A 13,919-nucleotide genomic window follows, 5' to 3' on the forward strand; every position below is an offset into this window, starting at 1 on the left:
GCACGATATCCCGGCAGGCGGAGTATTCGTTGCTTCCCGTACGGAAGGATGAACTCAGGGAACAGGCCCGATCAAGGTGGCGTGCAGGAGATAGCGGTCCGGCCCCGGTGTCAGCGCCTCGAACGGCCAGCAGGTCGACAGCACCAGCTCATATCCGCTCGACAGCGGATCGATGCCCGAGGCATCGAAACGCACGATGGAAGTCGAATCCGCGCGATAGCGAAATTTCCTGCCGTCGCTGCGCGTGACGTCGATCTCGTCGCCGATGGCGACATCTTTCAGGAATCGAAAGTGCGTATCGCGGTGCGCAGAATAGACCGCCACGCCGCGTTCGCCCGCGTCGGGGGTGTTCTCGACATGGCCCGGACCGAAGGCGAGCGCCTGTCCGCTGCTGCCCGCGAGCACGATGGTGCTGGCATGGATCCGCCTCACCTCGATGCGCGCCACCGGCCAGGTGTCCGCCCACGACCACGGTTTTGTCTCGCGGCCGGTGGCGATGGCTTCGGTGAACGCCCGCTCCAGCAGGATCTGCGCGAGCAGCGCCTTGGCGTGGATGTAGCCGCCCTGGCCGAACAGGATGAGGCCGGCGAGCGCGAGCAGGAGTGGGAAGGCGAAGCGGCGCATTTGGGTGGCCCATACTTCCGTCATTGCCTGCGACAAACGCGAAGCGTTTGCGCAAGGGAGCGTCAGCGACGAAGCGATCCACTCTTGCTTTGTTGCACCATGGATTGCTTCGCTTCGCTCGCAATGACGGCGTTGAAGACGACTTTGAAAAAAGTCGCGCGCGCGACCCTGGGGGACGGAGGGCCGCGCGCGCATTCGGGAGGAGCTTGGGGGGCCTCCTCCGTCAAGTCGGCGTCAGGGGGGTCAACGCCTGGCGCCGATTGAACGCGAACAGCACAAGGCTGAATATGAGGAAGATCACACCCAGGATCATTCTCAGCTCGGCGTCGGTCGCCGTCGTCGGAAGCTGGACGGTGCCCGGCGCCGCCGTGACCGCCGGAACCGAACGCTTCAGCGCGGCGACTTGAACCCTGGCCTCGCCGGCCTCGGCGCGACGTTCGGTCGGCGCGACCGGCAGGGCCGGGCGTTCACCGAACACTTTTGCAAAGTCCCATCCGGCCGGCAGGTTGATCGGTAGTTCCGCGACTTTGAGCGGCTCGCCCTCGGGGCGGCTCGGGGTCTTGTCGACCGCCACGAGACTGGTCAGCCGCGTCACCAGTTGATGTTCCAGCGCCAGCGCGAGGATGGTCTTGTCGGCATCCTCCGGGCTCGCCTGCCGCGTGGTGCGCGCGACTTCGGCGTCCGCAATTTTGCGACGCGCCCATAATTTCGACAGGCCCTTGCCCTCGGCCGCATTCGCCAGCGGTAGCGTCACCACCCAGGGGCGGTCGCCAATGCGGCCCTTGATCTCGACCGAGCCCGTGAGCTTGTCGAGCTTTGCGGCAAGCACCAGCGGCTCGTCGCGGTAGAGATCGGGGATCGCCGCCGGCGTGGTGTCAGCGCTGGCGTCGGAGAATTTCGCGGTGAGATTGGTCACCGCGGGATTCTCCAGTTTCGAGAACAGCCCGCGCATGCGCTCCTCGACCTGTTCGACCGAGCCGATATGGGTGAAGGCGCCGCGGCCGAGTTCGGCGGCGCGAGTCATCAGATGGGTGTTCGGAGCGGAGCCGATGCCGACCATGAAGATGCGCGAGCGGCCGCGTAGCGCGTTGATGGTCTCGAACAATTGCTGCTCATTGCCGATCGCGCCGTCGGTCAGGAACACGACCTGACGAACGCGGTTGGTGTCGCTGCCGGAACTGTCGCTGAGCGCAGCGCGCATCGCGGGTACCATTTCGGTGCCGCCAGTGGCCTGCAGCGCGCCGACGAACGAGGTGGCCTGATCGACATGCTCGCGGTCGGCTGGCACCGAGGCCGGGAACAGCATCTCCATGGTGTGATCGAAGCGGATCACGTTGAAGCGGTCGGCAGGCTGCAGGCGGCCCAATGCGTAGGTGAGGCTGGCCTTGGCCTGGATAATCGAGATACCGCCCATCGAGCCGGAATTGTCGATCACGAAGATCACCTCGCGCGGCAGTGGCTTCTGCTCGTTCTGCTCGACCGAAGGCGGCGTCACGAAGGCGAGCAGATGATCGCTGTCGCCGACACGTTCGCGGAACAGCCCGACCGACGGCGCCTTCTCGGCGGCCGGTTTCCACGTGAGTTCAAAGTCGCGATCCGCCGGCACCGCGGCTTCGGCGAGCCTGATGATGCGCGTGTCGTTGTCGGGGCTTTCGGTCTTGATGGGATGGTGATGGCTCTTGACCTCGCCGAGCGGGAAGCCGGCCTGCAGCCGCACCGTGATGCTGGTCGGATTGACCGGCGCGTTGGTCGCGGGGTCGAGCACTTCAGGCGAGATGCGGTCGCGGTCCGGAACGGGATCGGATTTGACAGCGCCCCAGCCGCCGCCATCGGCCCGGAAATCGACGCTCTGCACGATTGGTGCAGGATTATAGCGCGGCCCAACCACCATCGGCAGCCGCAGCGAGAATTCATGGCCGGTCTGCTGCACCGGTTCCTGGTATTCGATCTGCACCAGCACGGTTTCGCCGGGGCCGATATTGGCGACGGAGTTGGTGAAGATGTTCGGCCGTTCCTGTTCGGTCAGCGCCGCCTTGTGGCCGCCGGCGCGCGCCTGTTCATAGATGATGCGGGCCTGTTGCCGTTCCCTGATGTCGCCGACGATGACGCGGTCGCCGACCACCATCTTCAGCGTATCGACCGCGCCGCCCGACGGCAGCGGATAGACGTAGACCGCCTCGACCCAATTCTGCGTCGGGTTGCGGAACACCTGCGTGACGCGGGCGCGCACGGTGGGGCCGGACACGGTGAGGTCGACATCGATGCCGAGCCGCGAGGCGTCGGCATATCCGTCCTCGGTCTTCAGCAGCAGCGAGCCGGAGCGGGCGTCGCTTGCCTTGAGGAAGGCGGTCTGCGCGCGTTCGGCAGACCAAGCCGGCTCAAAACTCAAAAATAATGCCGCAAATCCGATAAAGAGTGCGGCGGCGCTCTCAAAGGCGAAGAACAGGATGACGCGCATTTTGCGCGACAGGCGCGTACTCCTGCTGGACTGGATTTCACCGCAAATCGTCATTTCCTTCTCCCGTGCGAATTGTTCGCCGTGGAGGAAATCTCCGGTAACGCGCGAGGTGGCGCGAGCGGAATGATCGGCCTTGTTCAGCCTGACGCCAGCGGAGGGCGCCACCGCGCGGACGGGTTTGTGCGGGTTTGTGATGGATTGTGCGTCTGGTAGAGTACCCAAGCAGGCCGAACAGGGGTGACGATGCCGACGCCGGACAAGCAGCTTTCCGCCGAGCAGAGCCGGCAGATCGCCGATACCATTCGTGAGGAGATCGCCCGTCGCCGCATCTCGCGGCAATCGCTGGCCGAGCTTGCAAAACTCAGCCTTTCGACGCTCGAGAAGGTGCTCGGCGGCCGCCGTCCGTTCACGCTGGCGACCACGGTCCGGCTCGAACAGGCGCTCGGCGTATCGCTGCGCAAGACGGCGGATGCCCCGGCGCCGGTCATACCGATCAATGGTGACATCGCGCCGGATGGTCTGGGGGCCTATTCGCGCCGCGCGGTGGCGTGGATCGAGGGCGCCTATGTGACGATCCGGCCGTCGTTCGGCGACAAGGATGCGATCTTCGCCTACCGCACCGAGATCGGCTGGGATGACACGGCCTCGTCGCTCGTGTTCCACGAACGCGAGCGGCAGGACGCGGCGTATACCCAGTTCGGTGAAGTATCGGTGCCGAACCAGTCCGGCCACATCTATCTCGTCACCAACCGGCACGGCCAGCACCGCCTGATCACGGTGGCTCGGCTAGCGATATCCGGCGAAATGTACGGCATCATCACCACGCTGCTGGCGGGGCGCGGTTCGCTGCTGACGCCGATCGCAGCCCCGATCGCCTATGTGCCGGTCAAGATGATCGAAAGTCCGACTTTTGGACGGATTTCGCCCGATAATGCCAATTATGCTGCCTATCGCGCCCATTTGCGCCGTACGATCGATGAGCCGTTTGCGATGTTTTTGCCCGGCTAGCTGGGGGCCCTTGTATTTCCCGGGCAAATGGCCTATATCGCACTTATTCGAATTGTCGTTTGCCTTGTTGACTACGCCGACACCGGCCCATCCCCAAGACATCGTTGAAATCGGATCAAGCCGGCACGGAGGTCGTGCAGGCAAAGCGCATACGCGCATCTTGGAGATAGTTACATGGCTACCGGAACAGTTAAGTGGTTTAACGCGACCAAGGGCTTCGGCTTCATTCAGCCCGACGATGGTGGAACGGACGTTTTCGTTCACATCTCGGCTGTGGAGCGCGCAGGTCTGAGCTCGCTCAACGAAGGTCAGAAGATCTCGTTCGAAGCGAAGAAGGACCCGATGCGCGGCAAGACCAGCGCCGAGAACCTTCGCGTCGACTAAATAAAGGTTGCTGATTACGGATTACCACGGACGTACTGGGATCCCTTGATTAGCCTCTGATACAGAAGCCCGCCGGTGATGAACCGGCGGGCTTTTCGTTGGTGCTCGCGCACGATCATGAAGCAATCGCCGCTTGGTCGGTCGGCTTCGAAACGCTGAAATTCTTTCGCAATGTCGGTTTGTGAATCTTCCCCGTCGCGTTGCGCGGCAGGGCGTCGACGAACTTGATCAGCCGCGGGCATTTGAACCGCGCCAGATTGGCTTGGCAGTGCGCGTGAATTTCCTCGGCTGAAAGCGTCTGGCCGGGCTTCACCGCCACGATCGCCATGCCGACCTCGCCCCACTGCTCGTTCGGGATACCGATCACGGCCGCTTCGGCGATGGCGTTCAGTTGATGCAGCACGCTTTCGACCTCCGCCGGATAGACGTTCTCGCCGCCTGAAATGTACATGTCCTTCCAGCGGTCGACGATGTAGTAGAAGCCCTCCTCGTCGACACGCGTGGCGTCGCCGGTGTGCAGCCAGCCATCTGTAAAGGAGGATGCGTTGGCATCCGGCCGGTTCCAGTAGCCCGGCGTGACGTTCGGCCCTTTCACCCAGAGTTCGCCGAGTTCGCCGACATCGGCATCCGTGCCATCAGGGCGAACGATCCGCACTTCCGTATGCAGCACCGGCTTGCCGGAGGAGCCGGCCTTGCGCGCGGCGTCTTCCTTGTCGAGCGTCAGCACCGCGGGGCTGGTCTCGGTCATGCCGTAACCTTGCTGCAGGGCGACGCCGCGGGCTTCCCATAGCTTTAGCAGCGGCACCGGCATCGGCGCGCCGCCGACGCCGCCGATCACCAACCGGCTGAAATCGGCCGCAGCGAACGCGGGGTGCTGCGACATGAACTGATAGATCGCCGGCACGCCGAAGAACTGGTTGATGCCGACGGACGCATCGCTGATCAATTGCAGCGCCAGACCAGGATCGAACGCGCGCATGATCAGCACGGTGCCGCCGGCGTGCAGCACCGGATTGGTGTAGCAATTCAGCCCGCCGGTGTGGAAGAGCGGCAGCACCGTGAGCAGCACCGATGACGGCGAGATGTAAGCGGGGCCGCCGAGATTGACGCAATTCCAGAACGTCATGCCGTGGGTGATGATCGCGCCCTTGGGCTGGCCCGTGGTGCCCGAGGTGTACATGATGGTCGAGATGTCATCGAGCGTGACCATCTCCGCGCGGTCGAGCGGTTTTGATCCCGCGATTGCCGCCTCATAGGAGCCGCCGGGGCCGAGCAGCAGCGCCGACGACACGTTGCAGAGTTTTGCGACCTCAAGCGCGACCTCGGCAAGATCAGCATCGTGGATCATCACTTTCGGCGAAGCATCGCCGACGATGTATTGCAGTTCGGGAACGGTGAGGCGGGTGTTGAGCGGCAGAAAGACAGCGCCGATCCGGAAGCAGGCGAACTGCACTTCCAGCGTATCGGTGGTATTGAGCGCCAGCACCGCGACCCGCTCGCCGCGCGCGACTTTCAGTCTGTCGCGGAGATGGGTGGCGAGCAGCGAGATCCGCGTATCGAACCCGGCATAGGAAAACCGGCGCTGGCTGGCGAGATCGACGGCCGCGATCTTGTCCGGCGTGCGTCGGCCGAAATGGGCGATCCAGTCGTAATAGCGAACGGACAAGGCATCCTCCAAATCCGGCAGTCTCGCGCCGCTGGTTTTGCTTGATGGTGTTTCCAGCAGATGAGGGGTCATATGGGGGATGCTGTCTTGCGTGGAGTGGCTGGGGCGAGGGCGGTTCGGGTGGGGAGATGGCTCCATCCACCGTCATTGCGAGGAGCGTAGCGACGAAGCAATCCATCTTGCCGAGCAAAGGAAGAATGGATTGCTTCGCGGAGCCTGTCATCGGGCGGCATTCGCGCGACCCGGTGGCTCGCAATGACGGAGGATACAATTTCGCATTCTCGCGACGCATTACGCCCGAGGCTTGCTATCGAATTTTCCGTACCCTCCAAACAGAGGGCGCGGGGAATGCCGGATGCGCGCTGCACCCGCGGTCTCGTGTGCAAATTGTGCAAAAAGTGCGCACACGAGCATACAGGGCAGCGGAGAGCATCCGACATTCCCTGCGCAATGGCTTTACGGCTTATAACGAGCTCTCCCCGGAGAACGGCTCTTTTGCCTCCGTTGCGCCCTGAGAAGCAATTGCCTCCAGGTGCGTTGACGCCAGCATCGCGACGTCAGGACCACACGTCTTTGCCGTACGCGACACCCGTCTTCGCCAAAAGGCTTCGCCGGGCAAGGCACCTTCGTCACAGGCACCTTCGCGTCCACCGCATCCCATCCCGCGCTTATGACGATCGCGAAACGCCCCTCGTACCGGGACGGGACCGGATCGTTATATTGCTGAGTCGGGTCGCGGTCAAGAAATATTTCTGTAAATCGGAAATTAATTGGGGGCGCGGGCCTTGGGCTGGCTTTCGGCATGCCTGCCTTGTGCCGACAGGCGACATGGGACCGCATCGATGAATGAAAGAGGCCGCCAACTGGAGGCGGCCTCTCAAGCCCGGTTTGCCGAGCCGGCATCACCGCATGTGCAGGCTCATCCGTTCCATTATTTGTGAACGGGATCAGTCGGGCGGTCGGTCGAACGGCGAAGGTCGCCGCCCTCCAAAGAGGCCACGGAGCCAGCTGATAATGCCGCCGACGCTGATCGCCTCGAGTTCGGCATCCGTCAACGCGTCGATTTCCGAGTACGAAATTTCGTCTTTGAATTGATCATTGCGGTCTCCTGTTATGCTCGGGAAGGCCATCCCCTCAATCCGTGGCCGAAGCAATGCCCGGCTGCGTGCCTGCCGGCTGCGCCGCACGTCACACAGATTGTCACAGTTCAAATCAGGTCAAACCAGATCGACGAGGGTCAAAACAGGCCAGCACCACGCTATCCTGATCAGTACAGCACCTGGCGCGGAGCGGCAGATTACGCCTTCGGCTCACCGCGAGATATCACCATCAATTGGAACCATTAAGGTCTCGCCGGTCGCCACCAGCGTTCGTTCGCCTCGATCGTTCTCGGCAAAAAGCTCCGCCTCGGCAAAGATCTGTTTGCGGCCAGCTCGAACGGTCGTGCCCTTGGCGATGAAGCGGCGGCCGACGGCCGGCCTCAGGCAGTTCATCGAGAAATGCGTGGCGGTTACGTTGCCAGCCAAGGTGGCCGCGGCGAAACCACACGCGGTATCCAGGAGCGCTGCGATCATTCCCGCATGGAGATGACCGGCGTACTGGGTAAAATCGTCGTTCCAGGCCATGACGATTTCGGCAGCCCCGTTTTCCGCGGCGGTCACGTCGAATCCGGCCAGGCGGTTCAACCCGGCGGAGGCGCTCGCCGAGGCAAGGTCCTGCAGACTCATTCCTGAACGGCTGACTTGTTTTTCGGCCATGCTAAACCCCGTCTGATCCGGTGTTCTGCCATCGAACACGATCGAGACGTGGATTGCATCGCCTACAAAGTTTAAATCAACCATTCAGCGCTTGTTTAAAACGGGCGCTGTGGGAGGGCAGGGCAATCACATTGCTGGCACGCGCACGTCAGAGGCCAAGCGTGATTTCAGCCCAGCGCATCACCGTGTTGCCGTTGAGAAACGCGATCACACTGGGCTCGGTCGCCGCCGGCCGGTCGTGGCCGAGCACGGCGGTTGCCGCGATCATGTCGCAGCGTTCGTTAAAAACCACCGATATCGCCGTCTTGCCGGGCGAATTGCGCGCGTTCAGCGCGTAGGCGCGGCTGCGACCTTTCATCCAGGCAATGCTGACCGGACGGCCAGCGCCGAGCGGCGATGCTTCGCCGACGAGAACAAGGTCTCCCATGCGGTCCAGATCTTCGTCGTCGGCCACGCCGGTCGTGCAATTGCAAAAGCCGATCTTGGCACGCAGATAGATGTTCACCTCGGCGCCGCAGTCCGCCGCCTTGCAGCGGAACGCCTTTCCCTTCCCCCACTGATCGATGGGGAAGGGCCAGGCCACTTCGGTCCAAACAGGCACGGTCGCGGTTGCGGCCGCGTGCCGTGGCGGACCGAACCACGCCAGCATCGCCGCCAGTATGCACCCCAGCGAGGCAGCTGCGACGGCGATACCGGTTACCCTTCTCATTGCGTCACCGTTTTTTCTTCCGGCCAGGTTAGTTGCTGGCGAGATACGTCTTCGCCGTCTTAACCTCCGGCCGCTCGGTGTCGGCATTCGCCGTCAGCGCCACGAGTTGCTGATAGTTCTGTCGCGCCGCGGTTTTGTCACCGAGCGTCTCGGCTGCCTTGGCAGCGCCGGCGTAGCCCTGGAAGCGATTCGGCTCCTTGGCCTTGGTGGCCTCGAATGCCGCAAACGCCTCCTTGGCCATGCCGCGATCGAGCAGCATAAAGCCGTAGAGTTCGCGCGCCGGCGCCAGCGGACCCGGCGTGACCACATGCTTCTCGGTCTTGTCCTCGGCGTCCGCTGCAGCACTCATCGCCTTGAGAGCCTCGTCGTACTTGCCCTCTGCGTGAAGCAGCCAGGCAACGGCAACCTGATGCTGGATGTCGACGATCCCTGACCAATAATTATCCTTGGCGTCGCGCAACTTGTCGCGCAATTCCGCGAGCTTTTGGATGTCAGCCTTGGCGGCTTCCGGCTTGCCGGAGCGCGCCGCGCCGAGCGCGCGTGCGAAATGCGTGATCGCCGTCGCGAAGTGCAGGTTGCTCGGCCTGACAGAGAGTTGCGAGGCGGCGTCCCAGTCGCCGCGGTCGATGGCATAGCGCGCCGGCGAGGCCGCCAGCGCGTAGTCGGCCGCCGCGACGGTCGCCTTGAAGTCGGTCTCCTTTATCATGTCGTCTATCACGGCGCGCGCCTGCTGGTCCTGGGCGAGCTGAAGGTGGGCATAAACCATGTAATCCTGCGCGTGCAGGTAGTTGCCCACCGACTTCTCCGCCTTCGCGGCCTTCACGGAGGCGACGTTGGAGGCGATCGATTCCTTCCAATAGCCGACACGGGTGTAAATGTGCGACGGCATGTGCTGCGCGTGCGGCGCGGCCGGCGCGATCTTGGCGTAGCGGTTGGCGGCGTCGAGGCCTTTCTGCGCAGTCGCCGGATAGTCGTAGAGGTGGATCAAATAGTGCGTTACGCCCGGATGCTGCGGCAGCCGTTTGGACATCGGCTCCAGGATTGCGGCGCCCTTGGTCTGTTGTGCGTAGGTCTTGTCGTTCAAATCCGCCGACGTGTTGAGCGTGATCGCGTAGGCAATTTGAGCTTCGTCGTCGTCAGGATATTTCGCCGCGATCTGGGCCTGCTTGTCGCGCAGCGCGCGCATGCGCTGGGCATGGGGGATGGTTTCGTAGTCCGCGTACATCACCATCATCGCATCGATGTAGTCGCGCTCGCGCTCGGTCTTGGCCCCGATCTCCTTGGCTTTGGTGATAGCAGCGAGGCCGGGCGCAAGATTCGGCCGCGGAATTGCGGCATGCGGATTATCCATCAGCGTGAGCGCGATACCCCAATATGCCATGGCGCATGTCGGGTCAGCCTTGATGGCCTCCTCAAAGATCTCCTTGGCATTGGTGTACCAAAAGGAGTGCTGATAGCGCATCGCGCGATCGAAGCGACGTTGCGCAACATCGTTGCACGAGGTTTTGAAGTTCACGTTACCGAGCTGCTGATCCCCGTCGTCCTGCGCGGCGACCAGCGGTTGAGATGTTGACAGGAAAAGAGCCGCGACGGCGACACCGAATGGAGACTTCCGCATGGATTCCCTCCCTCTGGCTCATCTGGAAAGGATGGCACTATACGACTTTCGCTCCGTGCTGGAATAACTTCGTCATGGCAGTGCAACTGACCTTTTGGCCGCTTCGGGTAAATGAGCTTAGGTGGTCTTGGAGGTCCGCTTTCAATCATATCGCGAGCGGAACAACCTCACACGGCCACGCCGAGCTGCGCGAGCAATTCTCCGATCAGCTTGCGCCCGTCGGCATCCTGCGTCAGCGCCAGCGCGTTGCGGTAGTCCGCGATCGCAAGGTCGAACCGCCGGATCATTCGGTAGGTCTGCGCGCGGTTGCGCAGAAAGAAGGGATTTGCCGGACTGATCTCGATCGCCTGGGTGAAGTCGGCGATGGCGAGGTCGTATTTGCGCAAGGTGTGATGGAGCAGGCCGCGGTTGCTGAGGGCGTGGGCGTGTCGCGGGACGATCTGCAGCAGCTTGCCGTATTCGGCGACGGCCAGCTCTTCGAAGCGGCCCTCGTTGACGAAGGCGTCGAAATCCGAGCTGGCCTTCTGCTGCCACGTCATTGCCCGGCCGAAATGGGCGTTGACCGACTTCGGATTGATGGCGATCGCGGCGTCGTAGTCCTGCAGCGCGCGGTCGAAGCGGCCCTTGTCGCGGTAGGCGTCGCCGCGGTTGGCGAAGGCAATGGGATCGTTGGAATTGAGACGGATCGCCTGGTCAAGCTCGGCGATGGCGCGATCGAGCTGCTTCTGGCGCAGGAACGCAACGCCGCGGCTGTTGAACGGGCCGCTGGCGGCAGGGCTGGCCTTCGTCACCGCGTCGAAGTCCGCCAGCGCACGGTCGTAGACGCCCAGGGCCAGATAGGCATTGCCGCGGGTGAAGTAGACACGGGCGAGCTCCCTCGCCTCGGCAGGCGGCGCGTTCATGATGACGAATGAGCAGGCCGCAACCCGATCCGCCTGCGGGGTGGCGTTGTCCAGGCACGTGCGCAGCTGAGGCGGCGTCTGGGCTTGCGCGCCTGATGGCGCCATTGCGAACGCGACGGCGGTGAGAATCATGCTGGCCAGAATTCGCATCGCGCGCTCCATGCTTCCTGATTGCCCGGTTGTCTGAGGCTGCCGTGTCGTTCGCATGTTACGAGCGTCCCGGCTGGCGCGTCGCGTCTGAAACCGTCTGAGGCGCGGACTTGGCGCGCGCCTCGTCCTGCAGGCGCCGGTTGGTCTCGGCATTGCGGCGAACCAGCGTGCCGATTGCTCGCGCGATTTCGTCGTCGTGCCGCCCGAGCACGCAGCCGCCCATCGCGATCGCGCCATAGTCGATCACGCCGTGGCGCTTCGGGTCGGTCGCTTCGACGAGAAGGTGGGGGACCACGTAGCCGGCCTGTCGCAGCGCCTGCACCATCGGCGTCTGCTGAGCGGCGGTCGGCACCTGTTGGTCGTTCGGGTCGCTGACGACCATCATGCGCAAGGCGCGGTTCTGCGCGAGCAATGCCACCTTGCCCGTGATGTCGAAAAAAGTCCTGCCGGGATCGCCGGCGCGCGGCTCCCCGCGGGTCACGATCTGTCCCGAGCCGGAAATCAGGCAGGCGATGTCGCGCCGCCGCTCGGCCAGGCCGAACACCAGCCGTCCCCCGCCGGACTCGCCAAACAGATGGAAGCCTTCGAACTGGTGGCGTTGCCGGATCGCCTCAAGCGCCGCGTCCATCAGGTGCAACTCGACCAGGGTCTTGCGTGACAGATGGGTGCCGGACGTGCCTTCGACGCCGATGCGTCCAAGATAGATCGCCGTCGTCCTGGCCAATTTCGAGAACTGATCGGCGATAGCAGCGAGCTTGTCGGTGTTGACGTCGCTGGCCTTGGATGGGTCCGCCCAGGTCCAGCGGGCCGGATCGACCGGGCCGTTGTGGTCGCCGTTCAGAATGACGACCGGTCGTGAGCCCTGACCTCCGGCTGTGGAGAGATAATAGCGGACACAGAAATCCTGGCCGTAGACGTTGAGCCATAGGGTCTGCGGTTTTGCGGCACACTCCTCGCGCGTCATCGTGATGCCGCGCAGCGTATCTTCCTTCCTGATGATCTCCGCGCCGGCAGGCCCAGCCGCGAACGGCGCAATGGCCAGCAGCACCGCTGCAAGCGCGCCGCGCGCCACACTCGACCAGCCAACATATCTTGAGAAAGCCATGACGACCTGCCACTCGGTTCCAGTCTCTTCCCGTGGTTTGTCGCTGGAAGAGGGTGGAAGCGCTGTGATGCCGGTCACACCGGACGTTTCGCGGACGCGCCTCGCTGGCGCAGTCGGCTACGTACTTGCGGACAGGGTTTGCCGCCGGTCGCCAGCCCCGCAAGCTTTCAACAAGCTTGCTTCCGGCGTTCTCGCGGGATTAGCTCCTGGCGAGCGTTCGGGAAAATGATATGGCGCGGATTGTCGTCCTCGGTGCGGGATTCGCAGGGCTCTGGGCTGCCCTTGGTGCTGCGCGCAAGCGCGACAAAACCGGTGCGCCGGATGTCGAAATACTCGTCGTCGACCGCAATCCCTATCACAACATCAGGGTTCGCAACTACGAGGTCGACACCAGCGAGGCGGTGATACCGCTCGTCGAAGTGCTGGATCCGGTCGGCGTCCAGCACAGGGTTGCCGAGGTGCTGGGAATCGATCCCCTCAAGCAACACGTCAGCGTCACAACGGGTCGCGGCAGCGAAGTCATCGCATACGATCGGCTGGTGCTGGCGCTCGGCAGCCAATTGGTGCGCCCTGCAATACCGGGCCTCGCGTCGAATGGCTTCGACATCGATACGTATGCGGCGGCCGTTCGGCTGGAGGCGCACCTCGCCGCATTGGGCGGGCAGGCGGATGCGGAAGGCCGTGCGACGGTTGTCGTCGTGGGCGCGGGCTTTACCGGCATCGAGGTCGCAACGGAGATGCCCGGCAAGCTCAAGAAAGCGGGCCTCTCTGCCAACCAGCGCACTATTCTTGTCGATCCAAATCCCATCGTTGGTGAGACCTTTGGAGAAAATGCACGCCCGATCGTCAGGGAAGCGCTGGCGGCGCTCGGTGTGGAGACGCGGCTCAACGCAAGGGTCACGGCTGTTGACACCAATACCGTCACGCTCTCCTCCGGCGAGATTATCCCGACGCGGACGGTGGTGTGGTGCGGGGGTATGAGGGCAAGCGCCGTGGTTCAAGCAATGGATGTCGAGCGGGATCGGCTTGGCCGCCTCCATGTCGATCGATTCATGCGCTTGACCGGCACGTCCAACATCTTTGCCGCCGGCGATGTGGCTTCCTGCGTCGTGGACGGTGAACATTCAAGCGTGATGTCCTGCCAGTTCGCAAGACCGATGGGCCGCTTTGCCGGCAATAATGTCGTGGCTGATTTGATCGGGCAGCCGATGCTGCCCCTGCAGATCGATTGGTACGTCACCGTGCTCGATCTCGGAAGCTGGGGCGCGCTTCATACCGTCGGATGGGACCGGCAGCTGCACACCTTTGGAGCCGCGGCCAAGGCGACCAAGCAAATCATCAATCAGCAGCGGATTTATCCGCCAAGGACAGGCGTGCGCGCCGACATTCTGGCTGCCGCCGCACCGACGGTGCAGAAGCCGCCGCCAACGGCGCGTCGATAATCCGCTGCGGTCCGCTTGGCGTGGCCGGCTCGCGAATTCCGTCAGCAATTCGCTGATGGATGGCGGCGCCGAACGCCCCCGGAACCGTGGGAACTC

12 protein-coding genes are annotated in these 13,919 nt (G+C 63.3%); 3 read left to right on the forward strand and 9 right to left on the reverse strand.

Annotated features, from left to right (window positions below; translation table 11 throughout):
• Positions 1–54: 54 nt before the first annotated feature.
• Both ACSQ84_RS32850 and ACSQ84_RS32855 read right to left on the reverse strand, forming a co-directional pair.
• Positions 55–624, reverse strand: coding sequence for a class GN sortase (locus tag ACSQ84_RS32850; protein WP_436215887.1), 570 nt, complete (start codon positions 622–624; stop codon positions 55–57).
• A 223-nt stretch (positions 625–847) separates the two neighbouring features.
• Entirely contained in the window at positions 848–3,082 is a 2,235-nt protein-coding gene (locus ACSQ84_RS32855; RefSeq protein WP_436215923.1) for a marine proteobacterial sortase target protein, read from the reverse strand.
• A 243-nt stretch (positions 3,083–3,325) separates the two neighbouring features.
• On the opposite strand from ACSQ84_RS32855, the gene ACSQ84_RS32860 reads away from it, so the two are divergent.
• Together ACSQ84_RS32860 and ACSQ84_RS32865 are read left to right on the forward strand one after the other, a co-directional pair.
• Entirely contained in the window at positions 3,326–4,090 is a 765-nt protein-coding gene (locus ACSQ84_RS32860; RefSeq protein ID WP_436215888.1) for a helix-turn-helix domain-containing protein, read from the forward strand.
• Positions 4,091–4,264: 174 nt separating this feature from the next.
• Positions 4,265–4,474 carry a cold-shock protein gene (locus tag ACSQ84_RS32865; RefSeq protein ID WP_192735591.1) on the forward strand — a complete coding sequence of 70 codons (210 nt, stop codon included), beginning with the start codon at positions 4,265–4,267 and terminating at the stop codon, positions 4,472–4,474.
• 115 nt (positions 4,475–4,589) lie between these two features.
• Here the strand turns inward: ACSQ84_RS32865 and ACSQ84_RS32870 are convergent, their stop codons facing one another.
• The 7 genes from ACSQ84_RS32870 to ACSQ84_RS32900 all read right to left on the reverse strand — a co-directional run bounded on the left by ACSQ84_RS32870 (position 4,590) and on the right by ACSQ84_RS32900 (position 12,381).
• On the reverse strand, positions 4,590–6,140 hold the full coding sequence (locus ACSQ84_RS32870; protein ID WP_436215889.1) for an acyl-CoA synthetase: 1,551 nt from the start codon (positions 6,138–6,140) through the stop codon (positions 4,590–4,592).
• Between the two features lie 947 nt (positions 6,141–7,087).
• Complete coding sequence (locus tag ACSQ84_RS32875) at positions 7,088–7,270, reverse strand: hypothetical protein (protein WP_436215890.1); 183 nt, start codon at positions 7,268–7,270, stop codon at positions 7,088–7,090.
• Positions 7,271–7,450: 180 nt separating this feature from the next.
• Positions 7,451–7,981 carry a PaaI family thioesterase gene (locus ACSQ84_RS32880; RefSeq protein ID WP_436215891.1) on the reverse strand — a complete coding sequence of 177 codons (531 nt, stop codon included), beginning with the start codon at positions 7,979–7,981 and terminating at the stop codon, positions 7,451–7,453.
• 64 nt (positions 7,982–8,045) lie between these two features.
• Positions 8,046–8,606, reverse strand: coding sequence for a hypothetical protein (locus ACSQ84_RS32885; RefSeq protein WP_436215892.1), 561 nt, complete (start codon positions 8,604–8,606; stop codon positions 8,046–8,048).
• Between the two features lie 28 nt (positions 8,607–8,634).
• Positions 8,635–10,224, reverse strand: coding sequence for a hypothetical protein (locus ACSQ84_RS32890; protein WP_436215893.1), 1,590 nt, complete (start codon positions 10,222–10,224; stop codon positions 8,635–8,637).
• A gap of 167 nt (positions 10,225–10,391) precedes the next feature.
• Positions 10,392–11,276 (reverse strand): tetratricopeptide repeat protein, encoded by an 885-nt coding sequence (locus ACSQ84_RS32895; RefSeq protein WP_436215894.1) that lies wholly within the window; start codon positions 11,274–11,276, stop codon positions 10,392–10,394.
• A 58-nt stretch (positions 11,277–11,334) separates the two neighbouring features.
• On the reverse strand, positions 11,335–12,381 hold the full coding sequence (locus ACSQ84_RS32900; RefSeq protein WP_436215895.1) for a hypothetical protein: 1,047 nt from the start codon (positions 12,379–12,381) through the stop codon (positions 11,335–11,337).
• A 230-nt stretch (positions 12,382–12,611) separates the two neighbouring features.
• On the opposite strand from ACSQ84_RS32900, the gene ACSQ84_RS32905 reads away from it, so the two are divergent.
• Positions 12,612–13,823: an NAD(P)/FAD-dependent oxidoreductase gene (locus ACSQ84_RS32905; protein ID WP_436215896.1), complete on the forward strand. Its 1,212-nt coding sequence runs from the start codon at positions 12,612–12,614 to the stop codon at positions 13,821–13,823.
• Positions 13,824–13,919 lie beyond the last annotated feature (96 nt).

This window comes from Bradyrhizobium sp. LjRoot220, assembly GCF_964252915.1.
Lineage (GTDB): Bacteria > Pseudomonadota > Alphaproteobacteria > Rhizobiales > Xanthobacteraceae > Bradyrhizobium.

Bases quoted from the DNA above. Each gene is read 5' to 3' on its own strand.
- ACSQ84_RS32900 (WP_436215895.1), bottom strand. From the start codon at position 12,381: ATGGCTTTCTCAAGATATGTTGGCTGGTCGAGTGTGGCGCGCGGCGCG.
- ACSQ84_RS32850 (WP_436215887.1), bottom strand. From the start codon at position 624: ATGCGCCGCTTCGCCTTCCCACTCCTGCTCGCGCTCGCCGGCCTCATC.
- ACSQ84_RS32875 (WP_436215890.1), bottom strand. From the start codon at position 7,270: ATGGCCTTCCCGAGCATAACAGGAGACCGCAATGATCAATTCAAAGAC.
- ACSQ84_RS32860 (WP_436215888.1), top strand. From the start codon at position 3,326: ATGCCGACGCCGGACAAGCAGCTTTCCGCCGAGCAGAGCCGGCAGATC.
- ACSQ84_RS32885 (WP_436215892.1), bottom strand. From the start codon at position 8,606: ATGAGAAGGGTAACCGGTATCGCCGTCGCAGCTGCCTCGCTGGGGTGC.
- ACSQ84_RS32895 (WP_436215894.1), bottom strand. From the start codon at position 11,276: ATGCGAATTCTGGCCAGCATGATTCTCACCGCCGTCGCGTTCGCAATG.
- ACSQ84_RS32865 (WP_192735591.1), top strand. From the start codon at position 4,265: ATGGCTACCGGAACAGTTAAGTGGTTTAACGCGACCAAGGGCTTCGGC.
- ACSQ84_RS32905 (WP_436215896.1), top strand. From the start codon at position 12,612: ATGGCGCGGATTGTCGTCCTCGGTGCGGGATTCGCAGGGCTCTGGGCT.
- ACSQ84_RS32890 (WP_436215893.1), bottom strand. From the start codon at position 10,224: ATGCGGAAGTCTCCATTCGGTGTCGCCGTCGCGGCTCTTTTCCTGTCA.
- ACSQ84_RS32855 (WP_436215923.1), bottom strand. From the start codon at position 3,082: ATGCGCGTCATCCTGTTCTTCGCCTTTGAGAGCGCCGCCGCACTCTTT.
- ACSQ84_RS32880 (WP_436215891.1), bottom strand. From the start codon at position 7,981: ATGGTTGATTTAAACTTTGTAGGCGATGCAATCCACGTCTCGATCGTG.